Source organism: Nocardia sp. NPDC004568 (genome assembly GCF_040609955.1).
GTDB lineage: Bacteria > Actinomycetota > Actinomycetes > Mycobacteriales > Mycobacteriaceae > Nocardia.
The window spans coordinates 21,801-46,502 of sequence record NZ_JBEXLL010000059.1 but is presented as its reverse complement, the minus strand read 5'-3'; the positions used below and the strand labels follow the sequence as shown (position 1 = coordinate 46,502).

25 protein-coding genes and 7 pseudogenes are annotated in these 24,702 nt (G+C 68.5%); 13 read left to right on the top strand and 19 right to left on the bottom strand.

Features of this window, described 5'->3' with window-relative positions; translation table 11 throughout:
* Positions 1-96 precede the first annotated feature (96 nt).
* The 3 genes and pseudogenes from ABZV91_RS23715 to ABZV91_RS23705 form a co-directional block, all read right to left on the bottom strand.
* A pseudogene (locus ABZV91_RS23715) lies at positions 97-213 on the bottom strand (LLM class F420-dependent oxidoreductase); the annotation flags it as partial.
* An 86-nt stretch (positions 214-299) separates the two neighbouring features.
* Positions 300-707 carry a cobalamin-dependent protein gene (locus tag ABZV91_RS23710; protein ID WP_063058865.1) on the bottom strand — a complete coding sequence of 136 codons (408 nt, stop codon included), beginning with the start codon at positions 705-707 and terminating at the stop codon, positions 300-302.
* The gene (locus tag ABZV91_RS23705; protein WP_355245558.1) at positions 707-2,284 is read right to left on the bottom strand and encodes a methylmalonyl-CoA mutase family protein; all 1,578 of its coding nucleotides are present in this window, start codon (positions 2,282-2,284) and stop codon (positions 707-709) included. Before ABZV91_RS23705 ends, ABZV91_RS23710 begins: the two co-directional genes overlap by 1 nt.
* Positions 2,285-2,359: 75 nt before the next feature.
* Between ABZV91_RS23705 and ABZV91_RS23700 the strand changes: the two genes are divergently transcribed.
* Positions 2,360-3,190, top strand: coding sequence for an NAD(P)-dependent oxidoreductase (locus ABZV91_RS23700; protein WP_355245555.1), 831 nt, complete (start codon positions 2,360-2,362; stop codon positions 3,188-3,190).
* A gap of 66 nt (positions 3,191-3,256) precedes the next feature.
* Here ABZV91_RS23700 and ABZV91_RS23695 read toward each other — a convergent pair whose 3' ends face one another.
* Complete coding sequence (locus ABZV91_RS23695; protein ID WP_355245552.1) at positions 3,257-3,460, bottom strand: zinc-ribbon domain-containing protein; 204 nt, start codon at positions 3,458-3,460, stop codon at positions 3,257-3,259.
* A gap of 124 nt (positions 3,461-3,584) precedes the next feature.
* Here ABZV91_RS23695 and ABZV91_RS23690 point away from each other — a divergent pair.
* Both ABZV91_RS23690 and ABZV91_RS23685 read left to right on the top strand, forming a co-directional pair.
* Positions 3,585-3,791, top strand: a pseudogene (locus tag ABZV91_RS23690) (helix-turn-helix domain-containing protein); the annotation flags it as partial.
* A gap of 50 nt (positions 3,792-3,841) precedes the next feature.
* Positions 3,842-4,603: pseudogene (locus tag ABZV91_RS23685) on the top strand (sterol desaturase family protein); the annotation flags it as partial.
* A gap of 111 nt (positions 4,604-4,714) precedes the next feature.
* Here the strand turns inward: ABZV91_RS23685 and ABZV91_RS23680 are convergent.
* Entirely contained in the window at positions 4,715-5,551 is an 837-nt protein-coding gene (locus ABZV91_RS23680; protein ID WP_355245550.1) for a class I SAM-dependent methyltransferase, read from the bottom strand.
* Positions 5,552-5,642: 91 nt separating this feature from the next.
* Here ABZV91_RS23680 and ABZV91_RS23675 point away from each other — a divergent pair, with 91 nt between their 5' ends.
* Positions 5,643-6,221: a TetR family transcriptional regulator C-terminal domain-containing protein gene (locus tag ABZV91_RS23675; protein WP_355245547.1), complete on the top strand. Its 579-nt coding sequence runs from the start codon at positions 5,643-5,645 to the stop codon at positions 6,219-6,221.
* 259 nt (positions 6,222-6,480) lie between these two features.
* Here the strand turns inward: ABZV91_RS23675 and ABZV91_RS23670 are convergent, their stop codons facing one another.
* Complete coding sequence (locus tag ABZV91_RS23670) at positions 6,481-7,686, bottom strand: cytochrome P450 (protein ID WP_355245544.1); 1,206 nt, start codon at positions 7,684-7,686, stop codon at positions 6,481-6,483.
* Between the two features lie 69 nt (positions 7,687-7,755).
* Here ABZV91_RS23670 and ABZV91_RS23665 point away from each other — a divergent pair, with 69 nt between their 5' ends.
* Positions 7,756-8,376, top strand: a complete 621-nt coding sequence (locus ABZV91_RS23665; protein ID WP_355245541.1) for a TetR/AcrR family transcriptional regulator — start codon at positions 7,756-7,758, stop codon at positions 8,374-8,376.
* A gap of 161 nt (positions 8,377-8,537) precedes the next feature.
* Positions 8,538-9,539, top strand: coding sequence for a DUF1214 domain-containing protein (locus tag ABZV91_RS23660; protein WP_355245538.1), 1,002 nt, complete (start codon positions 8,538-8,540; stop codon positions 9,537-9,539).
* 98 nt (positions 9,540-9,637) lie between these two features.
* On the opposite strand, the gene ABZV91_RS23655 is transcribed toward ABZV91_RS23660, so the two are convergent.
* Both ABZV91_RS23655 and ABZV91_RS23650 read right to left on the bottom strand, forming a co-directional pair.
* Positions 9,638-10,429 (bottom strand): ABC transporter permease subunit, encoded by a 792-nt coding sequence (locus ABZV91_RS23655; protein WP_355245535.1) that lies wholly within the window; start codon positions 10,427-10,429, stop codon positions 9,638-9,640.
* Entirely contained in the window at positions 10,419-11,318 is a 900-nt protein-coding gene (locus ABZV91_RS23650) for an ABC transporter ATP-binding protein (RefSeq protein ID WP_355245532.1), read from the bottom strand. Before ABZV91_RS23650 ends, ABZV91_RS23655 begins: the two co-directional genes overlap by 11 nt.
* A 90-nt stretch (positions 11,319-11,408) precedes the next feature.
* Here ABZV91_RS23650 and ABZV91_RS23645 point away from each other — a divergent pair, with 90 nt between their 5' ends.
* Positions 11,409-11,864, top strand: coding sequence for a MarR family transcriptional regulator (locus tag ABZV91_RS23645; protein WP_355245569.1), 456 nt, complete (start codon positions 11,409-11,411; stop codon positions 11,862-11,864).
* Here the strand turns inward: ABZV91_RS23645 and ABZV91_RS23640 are convergent.
* Both ABZV91_RS23640 and ABZV91_RS23635 read right to left on the bottom strand, forming a co-directional pair.
* Positions 11,821-12,267 carry a sigma factor gene (locus ABZV91_RS23640; RefSeq protein WP_355245529.1) on the bottom strand — a complete coding sequence of 149 codons (447 nt, stop codon included), beginning with the start codon at positions 12,265-12,267 and terminating at the stop codon, positions 11,821-11,823. The two genes, ABZV91_RS23645 and ABZV91_RS23640, sit on opposite strands and share 44 nt — an antisense overlap.
* Complete coding sequence (locus ABZV91_RS23635; RefSeq protein ID WP_355245526.1) at positions 12,264-12,377, bottom strand: hypothetical protein; 114 nt, start codon at positions 12,375-12,377, stop codon at positions 12,264-12,266. Before ABZV91_RS23635 ends, ABZV91_RS23640 begins: the two co-directional genes overlap by 4 nt.
* A gap of 479 nt (positions 12,378-12,856) precedes the next feature.
* Here ABZV91_RS23635 and ABZV91_RS23630 point away from each other — a divergent pair, with 479 nt between their 5' ends.
* On the top strand, positions 12,857-13,306 hold the full coding sequence (locus ABZV91_RS23630) for a hypothetical protein (protein ID WP_355245523.1): 450 nt from the start codon (positions 12,857-12,859) through the stop codon (positions 13,304-13,306).
* Between the two features lie 403 nt (positions 13,307-13,709).
* Here the strand turns inward: ABZV91_RS23630 and ABZV91_RS23625 are convergent, their stop codons facing one another.
* Positions 13,710-13,958 carry an Atu4866 domain-containing protein gene (locus tag ABZV91_RS23625; protein WP_355245520.1) on the bottom strand — a complete coding sequence of 83 codons (249 nt, stop codon included), beginning with the start codon at positions 13,956-13,958 and terminating at the stop codon, positions 13,710-13,712.
* 209 nt (positions 13,959-14,167) lie between these two features.
* Between ABZV91_RS23625 and ABZV91_RS23620 the strand changes: the two are divergent.
* Positions 14,168-14,404, top strand: a pseudogene (locus ABZV91_RS23620) (helix-turn-helix transcriptional regulator); the annotation flags it as partial.
* A gap of 53 nt (positions 14,405-14,457) precedes the next feature.
* Positions 14,458-14,796, top strand: coding sequence for an SDR family oxidoreductase (locus ABZV91_RS23615; protein WP_355245566.1), 339 nt, complete (start codon positions 14,458-14,460; stop codon positions 14,794-14,796).
* 357 nt (positions 14,797-15,153) lie between these two features.
* Here ABZV91_RS23615 and ABZV91_RS23610 read toward each other — a convergent pair whose 3' ends face one another.
* The 6 genes and pseudogenes from ABZV91_RS23610 to ABZV91_RS23585 all read right to left on the bottom strand — a co-directional run.
* The gene (locus ABZV91_RS23610; protein WP_355245517.1) at positions 15,154-16,149 is read right to left on the bottom strand and encodes an ANTAR domain-containing protein; all 996 of its coding nucleotides are present in this window, start codon (positions 16,147-16,149) and stop codon (positions 15,154-15,156) included.
* A gap of 2 nt (positions 16,150-16,151) precedes the next feature.
* Positions 16,152-17,279, bottom strand: a complete 1,128-nt coding sequence (locus tag ABZV91_RS23605) for a cytochrome P450 (protein ID WP_355245564.1) — start codon at positions 17,277-17,279, stop codon at positions 16,152-16,154.
* 97 nt (positions 17,280-17,376) lie between these two features.
* Positions 17,377-17,667 (bottom strand): annotated as a pseudogene (locus ABZV91_RS23600) (cytochrome P450); the annotation flags it as partial.
* A 120-nt stretch (positions 17,668-17,787) separates the two neighbouring features.
* Positions 17,788-18,639: an SDR family oxidoreductase gene (locus tag ABZV91_RS23595; protein WP_355245514.1), complete on the bottom strand. Its 852-nt coding sequence runs from the start codon at positions 18,637-18,639 to the stop codon at positions 17,788-17,790.
* A 137-nt stretch (positions 18,640-18,776) separates the two neighbouring features.
* Positions 18,777-19,353 (bottom strand): annotated as a pseudogene (locus ABZV91_RS23590) (alpha/beta fold hydrolase); the annotation flags it as partial.
* A 290-nt stretch (positions 19,354-19,643) separates the two neighbouring features.
* Positions 19,644-19,940: pseudogene (locus ABZV91_RS23585) on the bottom strand (FMN reductase); the annotation flags it as partial.
* Between the two features lie 43 nt (positions 19,941-19,983).
* On the opposite strand from ABZV91_RS23585, the gene ABZV91_RS23580 reads away from it, so the two are divergent.
* From ABZV91_RS23580 to ABZV91_RS23570, 3 genes are read left to right on the top strand one after another with little or no spacing between them, the layout of a single operon-like run.
* Positions 19,984-20,256: a hypothetical protein gene (locus ABZV91_RS23580; RefSeq protein ID WP_355245511.1), complete on the top strand. Its 273-nt coding sequence runs from the start codon at positions 19,984-19,986 to the stop codon at positions 20,254-20,256.
* 37 nt (positions 20,257-20,293) lie between these two features.
* The gene (locus ABZV91_RS23575; protein ID WP_355245508.1) at positions 20,294-20,929 is read left to right on the top strand and encodes a DJ-1/PfpI family protein; all 636 of its coding nucleotides are present in this window, start codon (positions 20,294-20,296) and stop codon (positions 20,927-20,929) included.
* 11 nt (positions 20,930-20,940) lie between these two features.
* Positions 20,941-21,390, top strand: coding sequence for a MarR family transcriptional regulator (locus tag ABZV91_RS23570; protein WP_355245505.1), 450 nt, complete (start codon positions 20,941-20,943; stop codon positions 21,388-21,390).
* A gap of 22 nt (positions 21,391-21,412) precedes the next feature.
* Here the strand turns inward: ABZV91_RS23570 and ABZV91_RS23565 are convergent, their stop codons facing one another.
* Positions 21,413-22,168, bottom strand: a complete 756-nt coding sequence (locus tag ABZV91_RS23565) for an SDR family oxidoreductase (RefSeq protein WP_355245503.1) — start codon at positions 22,166-22,168, stop codon at positions 21,413-21,415.
* 122 nt (positions 22,169-22,290) lie between these two features.
* On the bottom strand, positions 22,291-24,267 hold the full coding sequence (locus ABZV91_RS23560; protein WP_355245500.1) for a hypothetical protein: 1,977 nt from the start codon (positions 24,265-24,267) through the stop codon (positions 22,291-22,293).
* Between the last annotated feature and the right edge of the window lie 435 nt (positions 24,268-24,702).

Genomic DNA, 24,702 nt, shown 5'->3' with positions numbered 1-24,702 from the left:
GGCCCGACCACCACGAGGCCATGGTCTATATCGCCACCATCATGACCATGTCACGCCGACTCGCCCGAGCATGACCGAGTTCCCGGACGCCCACTAAGGAATCCAGGCGGTGTCCATACCGGCCGCCTCGGCCCATCGGATGTCGTCGATCATCCGGGCGGCCTTGCGCGCGGTGTCGCCGCGCTCGGGTCCGATCATCACGCCGATCCGCACGATTCCTCCACTCTCATGATTCGGGTGGAGCCGCCGCCCACCGTCACGGCGGCGGCTCCGGGCCCGGACGACGCGGCGTCCGGGGGTCAGGGTGCGGGCGGTGCCGGGGTTCCGGTGAGCGCCCGCATCTCGGTGACGAGTACGTCCAGCGGGGTGCCGGTCGGGAAGACGGCGGCGGCGCCGGCGGCCCGCAGTTTCTCGATATCGCCCTGCGGGATGGTGCCGCCGACCACGACCGCGATATCGGCGGCATCGGCCGCGCGCAGAGCGTCGACCACGCGCTGGGTCAGGGCGACGTGCGCGCCGGACAGGATGCTCAGGCCCACCACCGCCACGTCCTCCTGGACGGCGATGGATACGATGTCCTCGATACGCTGCCGGATCCCGGTGTAGACGACCTCGAATCCGGCGTCGCGCAGGGTGCGGGCGACGATCTTGGCGCCGCGATCGTGGCCGTCGAGGCCGGGTTTGGCGACCAGTACCCGCGCGGTCATCAGAACACCACCGGCTGCTGGAATTCGCCCCAGACCGATTTCAGGGCGGCGGTCATCTCGCCCACCGTGCAGTAGGCGTTGGCGCAGTCGATCAGGCGGTGCATGAGGTTGTCGTCTCCTTCGGCGCCCCGCGACAGCGCCGCCAGGGTTTCGCGGACGGCGGCGGTGTCGCGTTCGGCCTTCACCGCGGCCAGCCGCTTCAACTGGGTTTCGCGGCCGTCGGAATCCAGTTCGTAGGTGGAGATCTCGGGGGCCGGCTCGTCGGAGACGAATCTGTTCACCCCGACCACCGGTTTCGCGCCGGATTCGATGTCCTGGTGCAGTTTGTAGGCCTCGTCGGCGATCAGGCCCTGCAGGTAACCGTCCTCGATCGCCCGGACCATGCCGCCCCGGTTCTCCAGGTCGGTCATGATCTCCTGAATGGCCGCCTCGGTCTTGTCGGTGAGCGCTTCCACGAAATAGGAGCCGCCCAGCGGATCGGCCACCCGGGTCACCCCGGTCTCGTAGGCGAGGATCTGCTGGGTGCGCAGCGCCATGGTCGCCGATTCCTCGCTGGGCAGGGCGAACGGCTCGTCCCAGGCGGCGGTGAACATCGATTGCACGCCGCCGAGCACCGCGGCCATCGCCTCGTAGGCGACGCGGACGAGGTTGTTCTGCGCCTGCGGGGCGTAGAGGGAAGCACCCCCGGCCACACAGCCGAAACGGAACATCGACGCTTTGTCCGTTGTCGCGCCGTAGCGTTCGCGCACGATGGTCGCCCAGCGGCGGCGGCCGGCCCGGTATTTGGCGATCTCCTCGAAGAAATCACCGTGGGTGTAGAAGAAGAACGAGATCTGCGGGGCGAACTTCTCGATACTCATCCGGCCGCGTTCGACGACGGTATCGCAGTAGGTGACACCGTCGGCGAGGGTGAACGCCATCTCCTGTACCGCGGTCGCACCGGCGTCGCGGAAATGCGCACCGGCCACCGAGATGGCATTGAAACGCGGGACCTCGGCGGCGCAGAACTCGATGGTGTCGGCGATGAGCCGCAGCGAGGGTTGCGGGGGCCAGATCCAGGTGCCGCGTGAGGCGTATTCCTTCAGGATGTCGTTCTGGATGGTGCCGGTGAGCTTCTCCCGCGGCACGCCTTTCTTCTCCGCGGCGGCGACGTAGAAGGCGAGCAGGATCGCGGCCGTGCCGTTGATGGTGAAACTGGTACTGATCTTGTCCAGCGGGATGCCGTCGAACAGGATCTCGGCGTCGGCGAGGGTGTCCACCGCGACACCGACCCGGCCGACCTCCTCCCCCACTTCGGGATCGTCGGAGTCGTAACCGCATTGGGTCGGCAGGTCGAGCGCGACGGACAGGCCGGTGCCGCCCTGGTCCAGTAGATAGCGATAGCGCCGGTTGGACTCTTCGGCGGTGCCGAATCCCGAGTACTGCCGGAAGGTCCACAGCCGCCCCCGGTATCCGGTGGCGTAGTTGCCCCGGGTGAACGGAAACGCGCCGGGCGCGGGTGGTTCGGTACGCCGATCGACCGGTCCGTAGACCGGGTCGAGAGGGATACCCGAGGAGGTATGGACTGCGTCGTTCATCGTTGAATACGATACTTGCAGAAAATGAGAATGCCAATACCGCTTTACGCGAACACGTGATCGACCGGGAGTGACATGCCGACCGAACAGCAGATCTTCACCGACCGAACCCTGGTGATATCCGGGGCCAGCCGCGGCATCGGCCTCGCCGTCGCCCTGTCGGCCGCCCGCCGCGGCGCCAACGTGGTCCTGTTGGCCAAAACGGCCGAGCCGCATCCGAAGCTGCCCGGCACCGTGCACACCGCCGTCGCGGAGATCGAGGCGGCCGGCGGAAAAGCGGCCGCGGTGGTCGGCGATGTGCGGGCGGAAGCCGATGTCCAGCGGGTCGTCGAGACCGCGCTCGAACGGTTCGGCCGCATCGACTACTGCGTGAACAATGCCAGCGCCATCGCCACCGACCCCACCGAGCAGCTCTCGGCCAAGAAGTTCGACCTGATGCAGCAGATCAACCTGCGCGGCACCTTCCTGCTGACCCGCGCCTGCCTGCCCCATCTCCGGCAGGCACCGAATCCGCACATACTGACCGTCGCGCCGCCGCTGAACACCAGCCCCCGCTGGCTCGGCGCCCACCCCTCGTACACTCTGTCGAAATACGGTATGACTCTGCTGACCCTCGGCTGGGCGGCGGAGTACGCCGCCGCCGGGATCGCCGCGAACTGCCTGTGGCCGCAGACCTATATCGCGACCTCGGCAGTGGCGAACCTGCCCGACGGCTCGGACCTGCTGGAGCGGTCGCGGGATCCGCGGATCATGGGCGACGCCGCCGCGGAAATCCTCTCCCGCGAGGCGCGGTACAACACCGGCAACTGCCATATCGACGCCGCGGCGCTCATCGAATCCGGCCGGACCAACCTGTCGGAATACGGCGGCGGCACGAACCCGATCCCGGATATGTTCCTCGACTGAGCCGTCGACCGCTCGGTCGAGTTCGGCGGAGCACAGTGCACCGACGAACGAGGCCGGCGGCTCGGCTCAGACTTCGACCGCGGTGCCGCAGATACCGCATACCTCGAGTGAGCGGCGCTTCCAGCGCGCGACCGGGACGAAGAACACCGTGAACTGCCTGAACTCCCGCACCCGCAGCCACTGCGTCGTGTTGTGACAGCGCGGGCAGGTCCGGGTTCCGCCGGGGCCGAGGTTCCGCCGCTTGGTACCGAAACCGAAGATGAAGAACATCAGCTCAGCGTAGGGGCCGATCGACGACACTCACCGGTGATGAGCGGGTGCGCCGCCCGCTTCGGGCTCCCGTCCGGGCCATCGGGCCCGGGAGCGGTGAAGCCTCCCCGCCGCAGCCCTGCGGGTGGCCCTCGCGGCCGGTCCCCCGCCGACGCTGGGAGAGCTGGCCGCGGCCGTGGCCATTTCACCGAGCCGGCTGTCTCATCTGTTCACCGAGCACGTCGGATTGCCCTACGCGGCGTGGCGGCGCTGGACCCGGCTCCAACTGGCGGCCCGCACCGTGCGCAGGGGCGGGACACTGACCGAGGCGGCCCACGCGGCGGGGTTCACCGACAGTGCGCACCTGACGAAGACCTGCCGGGATCTGTTCGGTATCACGCCCACCGAAGCAGTGGCGAGACCCGGCGCGATACCGCCCACACCTTTGTCAACGAATCCCTGGTTCTGGCCGGAGTGCTCGCCGTCCCCGCGCTGGCCGCCCTCGTTCCCGGTGACGGGTTCTGGCCCACACACTGGCCGTTCGTCGTCCAGGTGCTGGTCGCGATCCTGGTCGCCGATCTGGGGATCAGCCTCACCCACTACGCCAGCCACAAAGTCGCCGTGCTGTGGCGTTTCCACGCCGTACACCACAGTGTCACCCGCTTCTACGGCCTCAACGGCCTGATGAAACACCCCCTGCACCAGATGGTCGAAACCGCCGCCGGCGTCACTCCACTGCTGGCGGCCGGAATCCCGCTACCGGTCGCGGCGGCACTGTCGCCGACCGTGGCGGTGCAACTCCTGCTGCAACACTCCAACGCGGACTATCGCGTCGGCCCGTTCACCCATGTACTCGCGCTCAACGCGGGCCATCGCTTCCACCATCTGAAATGGGCCGGGATCGGCGATGTCAACTTCGGACTGTTCACGCTGCTCTGGGATCACCTGCTGGGTACCTACAGCTACGACCCCGAACGCCGGTTCGGCAGCGCCGATCTGGGCATGGCCGCCAAGCCCGACTACCCCGTCGGCTATCTGGCCCAGCTCACCGAACCGTTCACCCGGCACGGCGGCTGCGCGGCCACCGCCGGCGGTCCGCTCGAAAAAACCGCGGAGAGGCCGGCAACCGTCCGGGAGACCGCCGCCGGGCCGACGATCACCTGAAACCGGGGCTCCACGCCGGACGACCGAGTGCGTATGGTGCTGCGCTGGGCTCCCCCGCCGCGACGGCCGGCGGCCGGACCACCCGGCGAGCCGTCTCGAGCGGTGCGTCGTTCAGTCCGGTCGCCTGGCCACCACGGCGAAGTTCAGCGGTATCCGCGGCGCTCCGGGCGGCAGTGTCCATCCCTGCGGGCACGGCACGAGGTCGGGGAAGGCGGGCCAGTCCATGGTGGGCAGTTCCTCGACGGCATCGATCCGCAGGCCCGCGTTCAGCAGCGCGCCGACGACCTCGCCCAGGCCGTGCCGCCACTCGTTCACGGTGTCGTGCGCGATCTGCCCGGCCGAATCCTCGGTATAGCTTCCCGATTCGATATAGGTACGGTGACCACCGCCGCCCAGATAGTCGTCGTTGATCTCCCAGGGCTCGAATTCCATGGACCCGAGGAGCGGATGGTCGTCGCGGATCAGGAAGACGCCGCCGGGTTCCAGGAGGTCGTGGATCGAGTGCGCCCAGTCGCCCAGTTCGGGTAGCCACACGATCGTTCCGGCGCTGGTGACAACGAGGTCGAATCGCCGGTCCAGCACCGTCGAGGCGAACCGTGCGTCGCCCTCCACCCAGGTGACCTCGCGGTCGGCGGCACGCGCGATGCGCGCGGCGTGACTCAGCGAGTTGGGCGAGAAGTCGAGCCCGTGCACATCGACCGCGCCCAGACGGGACCAGGAGAGGGTGTCGATGCCGATATGGCACTGCAGATGCAGCAGGGACCGCCCCCGCACCCCGGATTCCGGCAGATGCGCGGCCAGGACCGCCGAGTCGTTGAGCACCGCTTGGGAGATTCGCCCGGTATCGGCCACGAAGGCGTCGACGTCGTACATCCGCGAGCGCCGGTGGACCTCGGCGCGGTCGTCCCAGTTCGCCCGGTTGGCGGCGATCGCCGCGGCCTCGTCCATGATCCGTCCTCTCCACACGGTCGGTAGCAGGAGCGAACCGTTTTCTATCACGACCGTGATAGAAACTGAACCGGTTTTCTAGACTGGGCTGGTGCCGGTTCGAGTAGATGCCGAGGCGCGCCGCCGCCATATCGTCGATGCCGCGTTACGCTTGATAGTGCGCGGTGGTCTCGCGGCCGCCACTTTCCGGAAGGTCGCGGCGGAGGCCGATCTGAACATCGGATCGGTGCGGCACTACTTCACCGATCACGAATCGCTGGTCGTGGCCGTCGCGACCGAGGTCGGCGACCGGATGGGCCGACGGCTCACGCGTCATCCCGCGCCCGCGAGTGGGGACCGGCGGGCGGCCCGCCGCCACCTCCTCGCCGTACTCGCGGAACTGGTACCGCTGGACGAGGAACGCCATCGCGAGTCGATCGTGCTGCTGGAGATCGTCACCGCCTCCCGGATCGATCCCGCCTTCGAGCCGGTGGTCCGGCAGATGGCCGCGGATCTGCGGCAGGTGCTCACCGATGCGGTGGCGGCGACCGGCACCGCCGACCCCGCTCGTGCCGCCGCGCATCTGGCCGCGCTGGTCTCCGGTTTATCGCTGGACGCGGTCACTCCACACGGGACCGTCGACCGGGCAACCGTTCTCACCGTGCTGGAAGACCACGTGGGGACCCTGTGAGGACGCCGACCGGCGACGTCGGGATCAGCGGCAACGAACTTTCAGCAGTGGCGGTAGACAGCCGAAACCGGCCATTTCGGTGTCCCGCCCGTGCAGCGGCCGCCCCCGGAACGGGGAGCCTCACGAATGCCCCGGCGTCCCGGCGCTGCGAAGGAGCGACCGAGAGGGCCGGACCCGTCGCGAAATGCGACCGACTGTGGCAGGCCTGGACCCCCGCCGAAGCCGCCGAACGGCTTTCGCACCCTGCGGTGCGGGACGCTCATGGGGTGATCGCGAGGTTCAGATGCGCCAGGCGTCGCACGATCAGGCTCGGGTCGTAGGTCGGTTCGGGGCCGTGGAGTGTCACGTTGCCGGTGGTGTCGAGCAGGGTGTACACGGCCTGGGCGGTTTCCTTGCGGGCGAGGTGGGCGCCGAGGCAGAAGTGGATCCCACGGCCGAAGCTGTGGTGCAGTTTCGGCTGGGCGCGGTCGAGGTCGACATGGTCGGGACGGTCGAAGATCCGCGGGTCGCGGTTGGACGCCCCCCACATCAGCATCAGCCGTGCACCGGCTTCGAGTTCGATTCCGGCCAGGCGGGTGGATGTGGTGGTGACGCGGAAGTGGCCGCGGAACGGGCTCTCGAGCCGCACGGCCTCCTCCACCAGCGCATCGACGCGTCCGCGATCTGCGCGCACACAGTCCTGCAGCTCGCGGTCCTCGGCGAGCAACCGGGCCGCGGTGCCCAGCAGACTCGTGGTGGATTCGGCGCCCGCCGTCACCAACTGCACCAGCAGGATCGCGGCCTGGTCGCGGGTCATGGTCCGCGCGGCAACGGCCGCGGCCACAGTGCCCAGCACCCCGGCTTGTTCGCCTGGCCGGGCGTTATCGAGTTGTGCGCCCAGGTAGTGGACGAATTGCAGGACATCCAGCGCCGCCTGCCCGGCGCGATCGGGGGTCGCGACACCGGAGACCATATCGATCGCGGCGTCCGACCAGCGCGCCAACTGCTCGTGATCGGAATCCGGCAGCCCGATCAGGTGCCCGATCACCTGCACCGGCACCCGGTGAGCGACCCGGGCCATCCAGTCACCGCCCCCGGCTGCGACCAACTCGGTCACCGCGGGCCGGACAGCGGCGTCGATCATTTCGGTCAGCGCGGCGACCGAACGTGGGCTGAACCGTGGCATCACCAGAGCCCGCTGCTCGGTGTGGGTGGGCGGATCCGCGGTGGCCAGCACATCCACCGCGCCGGCAGCCGCGGTCACCGACACCGCCGCCGAACCCGAGACTGCCGACAGCACCGCGACCAGATTGCTCGAATAGGTCTGCGGGTCGGCCAGCACGGCGCGGATCGCGTCGAATCCCAGTACGACATACACCTGCTGACCGGGCAGGAAATGCACATCACCGGCGGCACGCAGCCGGTCGAACACCGGGTAGGGGTCCGCCAGCGCGGCCGGGGAGAACAGGTCGGGGACACTCGTCACAGCACCGTCCTTTCACAGGTTGTATAACACGTTATACAACGTTGACGGGTTTGCGGTACCCTTCGGCTCGTGGTCGATAACGCTGCCGCCCTACTCCGTGAGTCCCGCGATTCCCTGCGCGTCGTACGCGAATTCGGGCCCACCGAACGCAAGCGGCGCGGCGAAATCGCCGCCGTCGCCCGCGTCATGGCCTCCCGCGACGGCTACAAAGGTGTCACCATCCGGCAGGTCGCGGCCGAAGCCGGCACCACCCCGGTCACCGTGTACCGGTACTTCGGTTCCAAGGACGGCTTGATCCAGCACCTGATGGCGGAATGGGCTCTCGATACCCTCGACCGCATCACCCGGCTACCCGTCGACCCCACCGCCGCCCCCGCCGACCGGGTCGCCGGCGCTTTCGCTCAGGTCATCGACTGGGCCGACGAGGACCGCAACCTGCTACACGCCGGCATGAACTCGGTGCACTCCGGCGACGGACCCGGCATCAGGGTATGGCGCCCACTGTTCACCGAACTGGTCCGCGCCGCGCTCACCGACCCGGACTGGACCGACGAACACGACCGAGCCCTGGTCCTCGGCCACGTCCTGACCACCTGCCTACTCGACCTGACCACCAACCCGGCCGATATCACCGACATCCGCCGCACCATCGCCCGCGCCGCGCACCTACTCTTCGCCACACCCGACTGACCCGACTGTTCGAACAATGAATTTCTACCTGGACACCGACTCGCTGCCTATGTCCGCCGGGCATGGGGCGTGTTGTGCTTGGTGGCGGTAGCTTCCGGCCATAGCGTGAGTGGAGGCCGCCGGGAATGTGGTGGGTGTCGGTAGCCGCCTGACCGAGGTCCTTGTTGCGTGGTGGCTCCCCGTACCGCAGCAGCTCAGGCCACTACCTCCTCGTCGGCCCGAATTGGGAAGGCACCGTGCCCGACGGGATAGCGCAGGTGTTCACCGGTCCCACCGCGCTGGGCAATGCGATCCCGCGGATCTTCATGGACGACACCGCCGAGGACCGGGCCGCGATCCGGCCATTGCTGAACCAGGTCATGGTCTACCCGCTGACCGAATACACCGGCCGGATGCGGACCACCGACTGGTCGGCGGTCCCCTCCTTCGACCCGGGACCGGACGCAGGCGGTGGTGAAACACGATGGGTCGCGCCCGAGACCTACTTCGACCAGTTCGCCGAGCTGCTGCACACGGTCGCGCCGCGGCCGGGCGAAGAGGCGCTGCACGCCCAGTTCGCCGCCCTGTGGGACCGCGGCCGCCGTGACCCCGCGATCGCGAAGCAGATGGCCGAGGTGTTCGCCGAGATGGACGACACCTTCGTCGCCGACGCGATGCAGTGGCGCTACAACGGCACACCCGCCGGCAACGGCTGGAACCGGTCGGTGCACAACTCCGAATGGGGCCTCGACTACTACAACCGTGCCGTGACCTCCAAGTCCAACATGTTCGAGAACCGCCCCGGCGAAACCCAGTACTTCTACAGCGACACCGACTCCACTGGGCGGCAACTGACCGGCGCGCACACCTACACCGTCACCTTCGCCGCCGGCGATCTGCCTCCGGGCGACGGTTTCTGGTCGCTGACGATGTACAACGAAGCCCACTTCTTCCACCCCAACGAACTGCGCCGCTACTCGCTGGGCACGAAGAACGCCTCCCTGCACCACGGCCACGACGGCGCACTGACCCTGTATGCCGGGCACACCCCGCCCGGCGGCGACCACAACGACAACTGGCTCCCCGCCCCCGAACACAACTTCTCCCTCTACCTGCGCGCCTACGGCGGCAAGACCCCCATCACTGACGGCAGCTGGACCCCACCGGTCATCACCCGGCAATGAAACGGCGACCCTGAACCGGCTGTTCGCCGGACGGAAGGTGTGGGTCGGTTTCAGAAAGGCCCCGTAGCCGTTTACGGGCTGCGGGCCTCACCGGTAGGTCAAGAACGCAGATCGCGGCGGTCGAACCGCCAGAACCCGAGCGCGAGCAGAACGACAGTGAAGGCGAGCAGGACCGCGGCATCGCCTGGTCGCAGGCCGTGGCGCAGGGGTTCACCGCCGATGTAGTAGTGGAACGGGGACAGGTATTTCAGCCAGTCGGCGCCGATCACACCGGCGAGGTTGCCCGCCACGTAGGTGAACACGCCGATCCCGGCCGAGATTCCGAGTGCCGGCCCGCAGCTGCCCAGCGCCGCGCCCAGGCCGATGGCCAGAGCGCCGAAGGTGGTGCCGAGCAGCGCCAGGTGCACGCATTGGCCGGCGAACCCGGCGATCCCGACGGTGTCGAGGTCGGCGCCGGATCGGATCGTCATCATCGCGGCGAACACCAGAACCGCGATGGCGGCCGCGCCGGTGGCCAGGACGGCGAAACGCTGGAGCGCCAGCGGGAGGCGGCCCAGCGGGTGGGCCAGCAGCAGGTCCAGGTATCCGGTTTCCTCGTCGCCGGCGATCAAACGAGCACCGAAGGTGATCCCGAAGGCGGTGACCAGCAGCGGTAGCAGTAACCCGAACACGGTGGACCCGAGATAACCCGCCGCGGAGCTCATATCCTGCATTCGCAGGGCTTCACGCATCGCTTCGGGGTAGTTCGCCACGGTGTCGGCCATACCTCCCGCGGAGACCTGGGGGTAGAACGCGGCATACAGCAGCCCCACCACGGCGATACCGACCGACCACGCCAGCAGGGCACGGCGGTTATCGGCCAGGGTGCGGGTGTAGAGGTCAGGCAGCATCGGCTTCTCCGGTGTAGTAGCTGTGGAACAGGTCCTCGAGGGCTGGTTCGGTGACCAGCAGTCCGGCCACACGGTGACCGGCCAGCGCACGCAGCAGCGCGTCCGGGCTCCCGGTCACCCGGCAGCGCAACGTATTCGCTTCGACCCGCACATCGGTGACCCCGGGCAACGCCGCGAACTCCGCGGCCTCGATCGCTTCGGTGAAGCCGACCTCCACCTCGCGCACCGCGTCGGCACGCAGGCCCGCCACGGTGTCGAGGGCGACCAGGCGTCCTTCGCGGATGATCGCGACCCGGTCGGCGACCGCTTCGACCTCGCTCATGATGTGGCTGGACATGAACACCGTCTGCCCGGCGGCCGCGGCCTCGGTGACCATGTCCAGGAAGATCTGCTGCGCCAACGGATCCAGGCCCGAGGTCGGTTCGTCGAGAACGAGCAGCTCGGGTTCGTGCATAAAGGCCTGAACCAACCCGACCTTCTGCCGGTTGCCCTTCGACAAGGCCGCGATCTGTTTGCCCTGATCCAGCTCCAGCCGCTCACACAATCCGTCGATACGGTCCGCTCCCGCCCCACCGCGCAACGCGGCCAGAAACCGCAGAGCCGCACCGACGCGCTGACGACCCGGTGCGACGAAATCCCCGGCCAGGTAGCCGATCCGTGCGTGCAGCGCCACCGCGTCGGCACGCGGATCCATGCCGAGGACCTGTGCGGTGCCGGTCGTGGGACGGATCAGATCCAGCAGCAGCCGGATCGTGGTGGACTTCCCGGCACCGTTGGGCCCGAGATAGCCGAATACCTCCCCTGTCTCCACCGACAGCGACAACTCGACCAGGCCGCGGGCCGAGCCGTAGGTCTTCGTGAGCCCGTGCAGCTCGATTGCTTTCACCATGACCGAAAACTATCGAACCTTCACAGATTTGTAAATACTCAGAACATTCATGCTTCTGATATCTTGGCGGGCATGGGTACCAATGAGCGATTGCGTGACGCGGCGGAGAAACTGGCCTTGACCCTGTCGGCCGGCGGCGGAATGCAACGCTCGACCGCGCGGGTGCTGACCGCCCTGCTCTACACCGAGCAGGACACCATGACCGCCGCCGACCTGTGCCAGGAACTTTCGATCAGCTCGGGCGCCGTGTCGACCGCGATCAAACACCTCACCCCGGTCGGGCTGATCGAACGCGTCCCTGCCCCCGGCAGCCGCCGAGACCACTACCGGTTCCGGGCCGGGGCCTGGGCGGCGCTGATGTCACAGCAGAACAGCATGCTCGTGACCATGCGCGATTCCGCTCAGGAAGGCCTGGACGCCACCGGCTCCGATACCGTCACCGCCCGGCGCCTGCACGAAATGCAGGACTTCTACACCTTCATGCTCAACGAACTGGTGCCCCTCATCGAGCGGTGGCGCGAGAACTACGCTGCCGAACATCCCTGACCACTACGCCACCGGCGCAACCACCTGCGATGAGCGCTACCCGGGAGGTGTGGCCGAGCGCGGGGTGGCAGCACAGCAAGAGCAGGGTGAGACTGTCGTCGATTCCGCCGGCCCGAGCTGCCCGTGCGGGTTCGGCCATGGCCAGTTCGGCGGCACCGGTTTCCAGTTCGCGGCGGCGGGCCTGATCGGAGCGCAGCAGATCGACCATGCGCCGGTAGGCGATGCGGATAAGCCAGCTGCGCGGGTTGTCCGGGATGCCTTCGGCCGGCCACAGGTGCGCGGCGGCCAGCAGCGCTTCCTGGACGGCGTCCTCGGCGGTGTCGAAGCGGCCGAACCGGCGGACCAGCGCGCCGAGGACCTGCGGCGTTTCGGCGCGCAGCAGGTTCTCGATCGCGCGGGTCACGCGGTGAAGTCCTCACCCATGATCGGGCGGATCTCGATCGGCTCGCCGAGCACTTCGACGATGCGGGCGGTGATCTGCACGGCCCGTTCGTGTCCGGCGACGTCGATCACCGCGAAGCTGGCCAGGACCTCCTTCAGCTCCGCGAACGGCCCGTCGGTGGCGACCACGTCCCGGCAGACACTGCGCGAGGCGTTCCGCGACAGCAGCGGGCTTGCCCGGATCCGCGAGCAGCAACACCGAGACCTGGTCACCGGCCGGACCGGATTGCCCCGCCACCTCGCGCTCGTTCGCGTCCATCTGCGACGTCTACCCTCTCCGGAGGCGCACAAACTCGGTGCAACGGAAGGGGCGCACGAGGGCAACTGCCTCATTCGACACTGCTCTCAGTGCGGTCATCGGGTGCCCCGGTGAGTGAGGGTCAGCACGAACAGCACCGGGGTCACGCCAGCCAGTAGTGCGCGCCGAGAGCCCACCGGATGGGTATGACCGAAGCATTTGCGGGAACCGGGGTGGTACGGCGGCCGACCGCCACCCCGCCGCGGCGCCGGCGAGCGCCGCGACACTGCTTTCCTGCACCGGCACGGAGACGGTGACCTACGATCCGCCGGTAACCCTGACTCCGCAGGTCACCACGGTCCACGGGGTCGGAGATCTGCCCCTCTGCCCGGTCGGCGGTCCGATTTCGTCGGTGCAGTACGAGTACACGACCACCATCACCAAGAGCTGCATCGACATCGTCGAGGGCGGTTCCGGCACACGGGTCTTCACCTACAACACCGGTGACACCAGCACGTTCGCCTACAACCGGACAGTCACCACCGTCGATGGCGTACCCGTGGTGACAGCGACCGGCACGATCACCGCAGGCGAGTTCGCCGGCGCACTCGCCGAACAAGTGACCGTCCAGGCCGCACTGAACCCGTTGTGCCTGGGCGGGGTCGCATCGGTCACCGGGGCAGTGACATTGGCGATCGTGTCGGTGCAGAAGCCCGGACCCCGGCGAAGGCGCGCAGCACCATCGCCGGGGTCGGGTTCCTGAAACGATGCGTTGGTGGACATCTATAGCCCGGAACATGGCTGATCGACGATCATTCCGGCCTCGAATCAGTCCAGAAACACCCTTCCTGGACAGCGTCGAGAGGGTGCCGCACGGTGGTTGGTTGCCGAGGGCGTGCCGCGGTAGCCGCACGCTGTTGTGCTGGGGTGCCGTTGTCCGGTGGTGGTGTTGATGGGATGACCGCAAGACGAACCCTGTGATCCGCCGGGGCAGGGTACGGAACTCATTGATGGACATAATGACCACGGGCTGTTGGGAAAGCCTTCAGGTGGGCATCAGACGTCACTGCACGACCAGGTCGGCCGGTGCCGGCATCGGTGCGTTCATGCCGGGGGTGGCACCATGCTGCGTTCTGGAACACGGTGATCAGCATCTCGGCCCCGCGTCACGATGCTCGGTCCTCTCGATACAGGACGAGGTGTTCGTGGTAGAGCACGCCGTCGCGGATATCTCCTGTGGCGGTGAAGCCGAGGTCGTCGACGTAGTCGAGATGATTTCCGGTCACCGTGTAGCTGCCGGTGTAGGCGCTGCGGCGTGAGCCTCTGGCCTCGTCGTAGCGACCGTCCGCGCGTAATTCCTGCCGGATGTGGCCATCGCTGGTCACCCACATACCGACGACGTCTGCTCTGTCCATGGTTGGCCTCGGATGGTCGGTATCGATCGACTCATGTGAATGCATGAGCTGAGTCTGTCCGGGTCCGAGCAGGGGAAACAGGCCGTGACCTACCTGGGTGCCACCCGCCCCGGTAAGACGCGGCAGCGCAGCAGGGCGGCGGTGGCATCGGGCTCGGGTGGGTGTAGCGCACCCACCTGGAAGCCTGGGTTCGGAATTACGCTCGGTGTATGTCGTCCAATGAGCTCGGAGATTTCCTCCGGTCGCGTCGCGCGCAGGTTTCACCCGAGGAAGCCGGGGTCCGGACCTACGGAGTGCGTAAGGTCGCGGGGCTTCGGCGTGAAGAGGTCCCGTTCCTCGCCGGGCTCAGCGTCGACTATTACACGCGTTTGGAGCAGGGCCGTGAACGCAACCCGTCGGCCCAGGTGCTCGACGCGCTCTCCCGTGCGCTCGGCCTGGATGCCGATCAGGAGATGCAACCTCCCTCGTCGACGCGGCCGAAGCCGGCAGGACCGCCGACCTGATCACCACCTCGTCGATCGCGGCAACCCGCGTCCGCGAGAAGTTCCAGGTCTACTCCGGCACCAAGGCCTACATCAGCCAGCTCACCCGACTGCTGCGCACCGAACTCGGCCGCAAGAACGTCCGCGTCGCCACGATCGAACCCGGCATGGTCGACACCGAACTGCCCGACCACGTCACCGACCCCGACGCCGGCAAACTGATGGCCGACCTCATCGACCAGATCGACGTCCTGCAGTCCGAAGACGTCGCGGAAACCGTCGCCTTCGTCGCCGCGGTCCCCAAGCACGTCAACCTCACCGAAATCACCATCCTGCCCACCGCCCAGATCATCTGAGCAGCCGAGCCGCCCTCGCCTCCAGGGCAGGGCGGCACACCGGTATCCGTGCCTCCCATCCGACACGGGCCGCTCCTGCCGGCGCGGACAGACATGCGCCGCCGCGGTCTCGGGTTCCGGTCCCTGCGGCGGCCGGATTCGTCCGCGAGCTCATCGTCGGCGGCGTCCACGACCTCGCCGCCGCCCGGGCTCGCGGGCAACGCCCCGGCCGGCCATGGGCGACGAGCAGGTCCGCCGGGCCCACGCGCTGCCGACCCGGCCGGATGAAACGGTGTCCTCGATCGCGCCGCTACCGGGGGTGTCGCGGACCACGCTGTACAAGTATTCGCCGAAGCTCACCCGCAGCCGTGAGCCGTGTCATGACGAGCGTTTCCCCTGGTCCACGTCCTTATCCGCGGTGCGGTCGGGGAGTTCGTGGGCGGTGAGGAGCAGGTGGTCGAAGCGGGTGCGGGTCTGCACCGCCACGCCACCGAACTCTGTCAGGCCGTCGACGAGCTTCTCGGCCAGGACCCGCAGCTTGGTGTTGGTTTCCTGCGACCGCCACACCAGTACATCGAATGCTTTCTCAGCAGAGATCGCATACATCGCCATCACCGCACCCTTGGCCTGTTCGATCACCGCACGCGCTTCCACGATCTCGGGCATCGCCTCGTCGATCACCTGGGTGCGGATACTGGCCGCAGTGTCGGAGACATCGATGTAGAAGCCCATGGTGCCGATCGAGGCGCCCGCTTCATCGCGCATCTGATCGCTCACCACCAGAACATGATGTTCGGCGCCGTCGACATCCAGGATGCGGTGCCGGGAACAGTAGGGCCGGCCGGCCTCCACCACCGCCGACAGCACGTCGGCGACATGATCCCGATCATCGGGGTGCTTGTGTTTCAGCAGAAGCTCGACGGTCAGTTCGACTTCGCCGGGGCTGTAGCCGTGCAGCGCGGCGACCTCGTCGGACCACTCCCAGCGCTGCCCGTCGGCATAGAACCAGAAACCCCCCACACGCTGCGGTTCAGGGCTGGGGTTCGGCTGGCCGGTCATAGCGTCTTCTCGATCACGACCCCAGTATTGCCAATGCCCCGAGCAGCCGATCGCGCGACCTGTGCTGGGCCGAAGGAGAGCAGGCCACCGGTTGGGAGGCACTCCTGAAGCCCAGCCCGCTGGGACCGGCCGGTAGCCGCCTGGGCCGGCAACAACGATGACTACCGCAATGTCAGTGCGACGTCTGGCGGTCATGCCGGTGGTCGCCGCATTCGCTCGCCGGCCACGCCCGCCTTCGTCGGCCATGGTGGCGCTTTCGGCTGGGCCGCCTTCCGGGAATGCGGCGGCCGTCGCAGTCCCGGCCCGGGCGCGCACATTCAGAATGTCGCGGGCATACTTTCCCAGCCGCGCACTGTGGAGGTCGGTGAGAGTTCGGCGTTCGACGCGTCGGCCTCCCACTCCGGGAAACGTTTCAGGATCTCCTCCAGCGCGATCCGGCCCTCCAGCCGCGCCAGCGCCGAACCCATGCAGAAGTGGGTGCCCACGCTGAAGGCCAGATGGGGCCTGCTCTCCCGGTGGATATCGAAAACGTCGCCGTCCGGCGCGAATTGCCGGTGGTCGCGATTGGCGGCGCCGATGAGCATCATCATGGCGCTGCCCGCGGGCACTGTCGTGCCGTGGAAATCGATATCCCGGGTCACATAGCGGGCCACGTGCGGCGCGGGGGGTTCGTAGCGCAGCAGTTCCTCGACGGCGGCGGGGATGAGCGACGGGTTCTCGACGAGTTCGCGGCGCTGGGCGGGATGTTCGGAGAGGACCTTGCCCGCCCAGCCGATCAGCCGGGTGGTGGTCTCGTTACCGGCCCCGGCGACGACATTGATGTAGGTGAGCACCTCGGCGCGGGTCAGGTGGCGCAGCGTGCCGGTCTCGTCCTCGAACTCGACCTTCAGCAGTTCGGAGATGATGTCGTCGGACGGATTCTCGGCCCGCCAGTCGACATATTTCTCGAAGAGTTCGCCGCTGGCCAGGCTCTCGGCCGAGACCTGCATCGGCTTGCCCTCTTCGGTGCGCATCTGGTCGCCGGCGAAATCCCGGATCGCTTCCTGGTCCTCCTCGGGGATACCGAGCAGCATGCCGATGGTCCGCATCGGCATCTGCGCGCCCAGATCGGCGATGAAATCGATACGGCCGGTGCCGACGAGCGGGTCCAGGCTGCGCCGGCAGAACTCGCGCACCTTCTCCTCCAGCGCGGAGATCTTGCGCGGGGTGAACATACGCGACAGCAGTTTGCGGTGCATGGTGTGGACGGGCGGATCCTCGAAGATCAGCACACCCGGCGGAATCTCGATATTCGCCTTGATGAGTTCGATGATCGCCCCGCGCGCCGAACTGAAGGTGCCCTTGTCGATCAGCGCGGCATTGACATCGGCGAACCGGCTCAGCGCGTAGAAGTCGTGGGTTTCGTTGTAATAGAGCGGTCGCTCGTCGCGGAGCCGTTTGAACATGGGATACGGGTCGGCGTTCAGCTCGACATCGTAAGGGTCGTAGTAGACGTCGCTGGTCGTCACAGGCCGTCTCCTCTCCGGCAGTTGTGCGGCGTGGTCACCACGTCACGGGTAGGCGGTACACGCCGAAGGCGAGCTTGTCGTGTTTGAATTCGACGTCTTCGGCCGGAATGGCCAGGCGCAGGGTGGGGATCCGGCGCAGCAGGGTTTTGAAGACGATCTGCAGTTCCACCCGGGCCAGCTGCTGGCCGACGCACTGGTGCGGGCCGAAGCCGAAGCCGACGTGTAGTCGGGCCGGGCGGGTGAGGTCGAGTTTGCCGGGCTCCGGGAACTGGGCGGGATCCCAGTTGGCCGGGGCGAGGTCGATGATCACACCCTCACCGGGCCTGCTGATCGAACACCGCGTCCGCCGCCATCACGCAATGCCCGGCGGGAACGCATTTCCCTTGCTCGACAGTCACTTTTATGACGTTCTCTTTCTGGTGGTGATGATCGCGACTCGGCCGGCTCACGAGGATCCCGCCGGGGCGGAGGCGGAACCGTTGGCCGCCGGGTCGGGTCGGCGAGTGCGCAGCGGTTTGCCCGCGGTGGTGCCGCCGTCGACGGTCAGGACCGTCCCGGTCAGATAGCGGGACCGATCACCGGCGAAGTAGACGGCCGCTTCGGCGACGTCCTCGGGCGTGCCCTCCCAGGGCAGCGGACGGTCCTGGTTCATCATCTCCCGCATGGCCCGCGTCATCCGCTCCGCTTTCTCGGGCGACATGGTGGTGGACGCCTTGGCGAGCAGGTCGGTGGGGATATTGCCGGGGGCGAGGCAGTTGACCCGGATGTCGTACTGCGCGAGTTCGATCGCCGCGGATTTCGTGAAATGGATGACCGCCGCCTTGGCGGCGCGGTAGGTCATCACCCCACCCCCGGCCTGCACCCCGCCCACCGAGGACAGGTTGATGATCGAGCCGCCGCCGTGCTCGGACATATGCCGAGCGGCCAGCCGGGTCCCGGCCATGACGCCGAGCACATTGACCGACATCACCCGGTGGAAATCGGCGAAATCGTCGTCCAGGATGCTGCGGTGCATCGTCCCGGAGATACCGGCGTTGTTGCACATGATGTGCAGGCCGCCGAAGCGGTCCACCGCGCACGCGACGAGTGCGGCGATCTGCTCGGGATCGGCGACATCGGCGGCCCGGAATACGGCGTCCGCGCCACAGCGCCTGGCCACGGTGGCGCCGCGGTCGGCGTCGATATCACCCACCACCACCCGGGCGCCCTCGGCCGCGAACCGCTCGGCCATGGTGCTGCCCAGGCCGGTCGCGCCCCCGGTCACCACCGCGACCTTGCCCGCCAACTCGTTGCCCATTGCGCTGTATTCCTCTCGTAACGACTTCCCGCGACCGCCGGCGAGCCCCCGCTCATCCACTGCGCGCCTTATCGGAGACCGACGTGGGCCGGGCGGACTGCCGGTCCAGGAAATCCAGGAGCAGCGCGTTCACCGTCGGGACGCCGGAACCGTGCGGCCGCGATCGCTTCCCAGGCACCGGGGGGCGGTGGCCGAGTCGAACCGCCCGCGCACATAGTCCTCGTCGGCCGGGTAGGCGGGCGAGGCGAACAGCGCGGTGACGATCCGGCGCATGGCGGGCAGGGTGGCGTCGAAATCGTAGAGGGCCTGGCTATGCTCACCGGTCCGGATCTGCCCGCCGCCGCAGAGGGTCACCATGGCGCGCACCGGCAGCACCGGATGATCGGCGGTGGTATCGGCCAGCAGATTCACCGCGCCCATGGAGTTCCCCACGAAATAAGCGGATTCGATACCGAGCAGCGCGCAGAACCGCGCGATATGCCGGATACGCAATCCCCGGCCGTCGGTGAAATCGACGACCTTGGCCGATTCGCCGAAGCCGAGCATATCGGGCGCGAAGACGTGATAGCGCTGCGCCAGCACGGAGAGGGTTTTCTCCCAGCCGATTTCGGCGCTCGCCCCGAACTCCCCGCCGTGCAGCAGGACGACCGGTTCACCCGCCCCCGCCTCCAGGAAATGCGTGTGCAGACCGTCCACCACGAGTGTGCGGTGCATGTAACCGGTCGTGCTGTGCCGATCCAGGACGCCCACGGGCCCTGCACCGCCACGCTCCGCTTCCGGTCCCTGACCCGATTCGCTTGTGCTGTGTCCACCGAGGCCGGCCGAGGACTCTCCGTGGTTTCGCCTTGCCGGCTCTCTTGTGCTCTCACCCCGTACCACCGAGGATCCGCCACGGCCGCGCTCCGCGGGCGCCTGCCTATCCGACCCGCTCGTGCTGCGTCCTTCCGGCACGACCCGGGTCCCCCCGTGGTCACGCTCCCCGGCCGATTCCCGGTCCGAGTCGCTCATACGGTGCCACCGATCGCCCTGGCGCTGGAGAGCACCTGCGCGGCCAGCAGCTCGAGCTGACCGCGTACCCCGGGATCGGCCAAGGCCCCGGTGTCGTCCCAGATCTTGTCCGCCGAATTGATCGCCACCCCGATAGGTGTAGGCCAGGCGCGCAACGCGTGACCGATACCGCGCAGCTGGCCGAGCGTTCCGACCGCGGCCTGCCAGCCGTAGGCGCAGGTGATGCAACCCCAGGGTTTGTTGTCCAGGTAGACCGTGGGATCGGTGCGCATATCCTCCACATAATCCAGTGCGGCCGGTGCGGTCGTCGCCCGCCTCTGGGACGCCGGGATACCGGTGGCCGAGGTACTACAGCCGCACCGACAGTCGGAGATCCCCCAGTTGCGCCATCGCGAGTTCTTCGAACCCGTCGCGCATCCGATCAATCCCACCGCGCGGCACAGCACGGTCCCCGCCCGCTATTCCGCCGGGCCCGGCCGCTACCACCGGACCCACGCTCCGCTGCTCGGCCAGGACAATCATGCGGTACTGGCCGAACTCGGGTACAGCGCGGAGGAAGTGGCTGCCCTCGAACGCGACGGGGTGGTGGGCGGGACACCACATCTCTGAATTTGACAACAAACTGTCATATCGACAGAATGTTGTCATGACTTCGAGAATCGTGCACGTGGCCGTCTTCGATACCCTCGCAGACTGGGAGGTGGGCGCGGCGACCGCGCACATCAACAACGACGCCTGGCACCGCACACCGGGCGCCTACCGCACCCGCACCGTCGGCGTGAGCACCGATCCCGTCACCACGATGGGCGGCATGCGGATCGTGCCGGATATGACCCTGGCAGAGCTGACCCCGGCCGACAGCGCCATGCTCATCCTGCCGGGCGCCACGGGTTGGGAACTCGGCGAACTGGATCCCTTCGCCGCGAAGGCCCGCGAATTCGCCGCCGCGGGCGTCCCGGTCGCCGCGATCTGCGGTGCCACCTTCGGCCTCGCGCGAGCGGGCCTGCTCGACGACCGCCGGCACACCAGCAATATCGCCGAGTTCCTGGCGGCCAGCGGGTACGCGGGCGGAGAACACTACATCGACGAACCGGCGGTCACCGACCGCGGGGTGATCACCGCCAACTCCACCGCGCCGTTCGAGTTCGCGCGCGAAGTGCTGGCCGCCCTGGAGATCTACGAACCCGAGGTACTCGACGGCTGGTACCGCCTCTTCAGCGCGGGGGATCCGGCCGGTTACGCGATTCTGGCGGAGTACGAGGCGCGGCAGGCGAGGGTCTGAGGCCGGGCACCGTGCAGAATCCCGAACAGGAGCTGTTCAGCACGGCCGCCATCACCTCGTTCCGGCTCAACGGCCAGTTTCTCGCGATCGCCGAGAACCTGGCCGGGCCGGCCGGCCTCACCGCCGCCTGGTGGCAGGTGCTGGGCGCGGTCCTGCACGAACCGCTCCCGGTGGCCGGTATCGCCCGGGCGATGGGCGTCACCCGCCAGGGGGTGCAGCGGATCGCCGATCTGCTGGTGGAACGCGGCCTCGCGGAATACCGGCCGAATCCGGCGCACCGCCGCGCCAAACTGGTCGCGATCACCGACGCGGGTCACGCGGCCGTCGCCCGTATCACACCGCGACACGCGGAATTCGCCGCCCGGCTCGCGGCCGAACTCGGTGTCGAGCGCCTGACCGAGATCGTGGCCGCGCTCACCGACCTGTCCGCGGCCGTGACGGTGCTCGACCCGCCGGAATGAGCCCGCCCGCGTACGGGCCCGCTCAGATCCCGGCGAGCCGGCGCACGACCGACAGCGGCAGCACCTTCATCGCGTAGGCCAGTGGTACCCACGGCCAGGCCGGGCAGTAGGCCTTGAACCGCCGCTTCTCGATCGCCGACACCATGGAGCGGACACCGGTGCGGGTATCGACCAAGAAGGTGGGCGGATGCGCGGCCTTGTCGTTCATCTCCGAGGCGATATAGCCCGGGTAGATGATGGATACGTCCACCCCGGGGACCCGCTCCGCGGCGATACCCTCGGCCAGCGCGGCCACCCCGGCCTTGCTCGCGGCATAGGCGGTCATCGTCTTGGGCATACCGCGTACCGCGGAGATCGAGGAGATCACCACGAGGTGCCCGGCGCCCTGCGCGCGGAAGATCTTCATGGCCGCCTCGATCTGGGCCATGGCGCCGAGGAAATTGGTCTCGACGGTCTGCCGGTTGGGCCGGTCGCCGCCCTTCCCGAACGGCACCCCTTTGCCGAGGCCGGCATTGACGATCACCCGGTCGATCCGGCCGAGATCGGCGGCGAATCCGTCGAACACCGTCGGTACGGCTTCGAAATCGGTGACGTCCAGCGCCGCGACCCGCACCCGGACGCCGGGATGGGCCGCCGCGATCTCCGCCGCGAGTTCGTCGAGGCGCTCGGTGCGGCGCGCGCAGAGGGCCAGGTCGTAGCCGAGAGCGGCGAACTGCCGGGCCATTTCGGCGCCCAGACCGGAGCTCGCGCCGGTGATGAGGATCGAACCAGTGCCCACTGTGCTGAATCTCCTGCGGTCGGGCCGGCACCGGGACCGGTGCGGCGATGAGCGGCGGATGTCCCGAGCCTAACGGCTACGAGGGCGCCTGCCCGCAGTTCGGCACCGGAGCTGTCGGCGCTTCAGCGAGCGGCCCGGATCCGTTGCTCCGCCGGGGCCACGAACGGTGTGAGTGCCTGTTCGATCTGCCGATGCGAGGGCCGGCTGTACCGGCGTCCCGGCAGCCCGTCCTCGGGCGCGCCGGTGGCCGCGCGGCACGGATCGGTGTCCGCGGCGGCGGGATCCGTACCGAACTCGTCGCCGGTGATCTCCATCGCGGCCAGCCGGCCACCGGTACGGGCCTCGTACACGGTGAGGCGATAGACCGCCGTGAAGAGGTTGAGGGTCCGGCCCACCGGCTGCCCGGGCGCGGGCGGGTACTGGCAGGTGTGCACGAGTTCCCCTCGGCGCGCCTGGCTCACGCACGCGACCAGCTGCACCGCACCGGAATCGATCGGACGCCATACCGCGGAAGGCCCGAACGCGGTGTACTCCGGTAGTTCCCCGCCGAGGTACACCGGGCTGGGCCCGGCGGCCGAATACGGTGCGGCGGCCGGATTCCCCGCACCGCCCGCACACAACGCACCGTATTCGGCCACATCGAACCGGGCGAAACCGGAAGCCGCGAACACGGTGGCCGTCACGGCCGCGAGCGCCACCCCGGCCAACCCCAGTGCCGCCGGATACCGCAGGTCCTTCCGGCGGCGCGCGGGTTCACCGTAGGCGCGCTCCACCCAGGGCCGGTGGGGCGGCCGGGCCGCCGGCCGCGGTCCCGCCGCCGCCCGGCGCGCTCGCTCCGGCATCTCCCGGAGCCCGGCGAGACCCCGTCGCACCGGCGCCGGGATACGGTCGCCGATGCGGTGGCCACGATCGGGCCCGGGGGCGGCCGCCGGATCGGCGAAGTCCCGGCCGTCGTGCCCGGCCGATACCGCCGGCGAGCCGGTCCGCACCCTCGGCTCCGCGCCCGTCTCCCGAGCCGGGATCCCGGACCGCTGCCGTGGTTCCGCCACCGCGCCACCGGAACCACCGTCGTCCCGCCCTCGCCCGGTCACCGCGTCCCCGACACCGGGATCCTCCGCGGCCGGGCGCCCATGACCGTCCTCGACCCCGGTCTCCGGCCCGGAGAGTCGTTGATCGGAGTCGGCCCGGCCACGAGCCCGGGTATCCGTGGCCCGCATCCCGGCCGAGCTACCTGTCTCGCGCTTCGCCCCGCGCTCGTTGCCGATCGACGACCCCGCGGAATCGGCCGGGCCCGCACCGGTCCCACGGGTGACTTCGCCGCGCTCCGGATACGCATCCGGAGCGGCCGACCGTGCCGCGGCGCCCGATCCCCGGACCGGCGGCCAGGAGCGGGCGGCCTGCTCCGCGGACGCACCCCGCGGCGAGACCACGAAGTCTCCGGTGCCGCCTCGCCCCGGCAGCAGGGTGGACGCTGTGGAAAGCGCCGCGACAGGGCTCTGCCCACCCGAGGACACCGGCTCCGACGACGCACCCGGAACGGGACCGGGATCGGGCGCGAAAGCGAATCCCTCCTCGCCGAGTGCGTCCGGATCGGGCAGATACCGTGTCGCTCCGAGGGCCTCGAAGGCCCGCTCCATGTCCTCGCCGCGCCAGCGCACCGGGCCCGTGGTCGAACGCTCGAAATACTCCGCCAAACCCTCGGAGCGACCGATCCGGACCAGGACGGTCTCGATACCGTCCTCCGGCGGGGGCGGTGTCCAGCTGATCCGTGAGCCGGTCTTGGGGATCAGCACCACGAGTACATCGATATGCTCGGACAGGCCGTGCCGCCGGAAGAGCGTGGCCAGTTCATCGCGTACTTTGCGCCCCCGCAGCATCGGATTCGGCGCGGACTTCCCGGTACGCAGATCCGCGACGCCGCCATCGATCAGCCAGCGTCCGGTGGGGCCGGTAGTGAGCACACCGTGCTGGACGGAACCGAAATCGGCCAGTACCACCAGGGTGCAGGCATACGGGGTCCAGATCAGCAGGTCGGTGTCGGGGGCGGGCCGGCGGCGCGAGCGCGGTCGCGACGAGCCGAGCAGTGCCACACCACCCAACCGGCCGGCTCCCGGACCCCAATCGGATACGAGTCGCCGGACAAAACGTTGAACGCCCGACAATTCGGTGCTCTGCACGCGTACAATCACGGCGACCCCTACATCGGTGACCACGAAACCCGCGCACATCACAGCGGCGCCAGGGACCTCCGAAATTCCCTGGCGCACAATGCGATTGGATGCGCCGCCGTCCATGGTAGCAATACCCGGGACAGCGCACGAGAGCCTGCGCCCGCATCAGGGCGCGCGCAATCGGGCGACGGCCACCCAGCGGGACTCCTTCCTCTTCACGGACACGCCCGATTCCGCCGACACCGCCCGGTCGATCGTCCAACACGGTACTTTCGATACACCAGAGCCGGTCTGGTAGTGCGGCCAGCCATCGGTAGAAGCGATGACGCGAGCTGCGCGCGGTTGTCCGGGACCGCTTCGAGG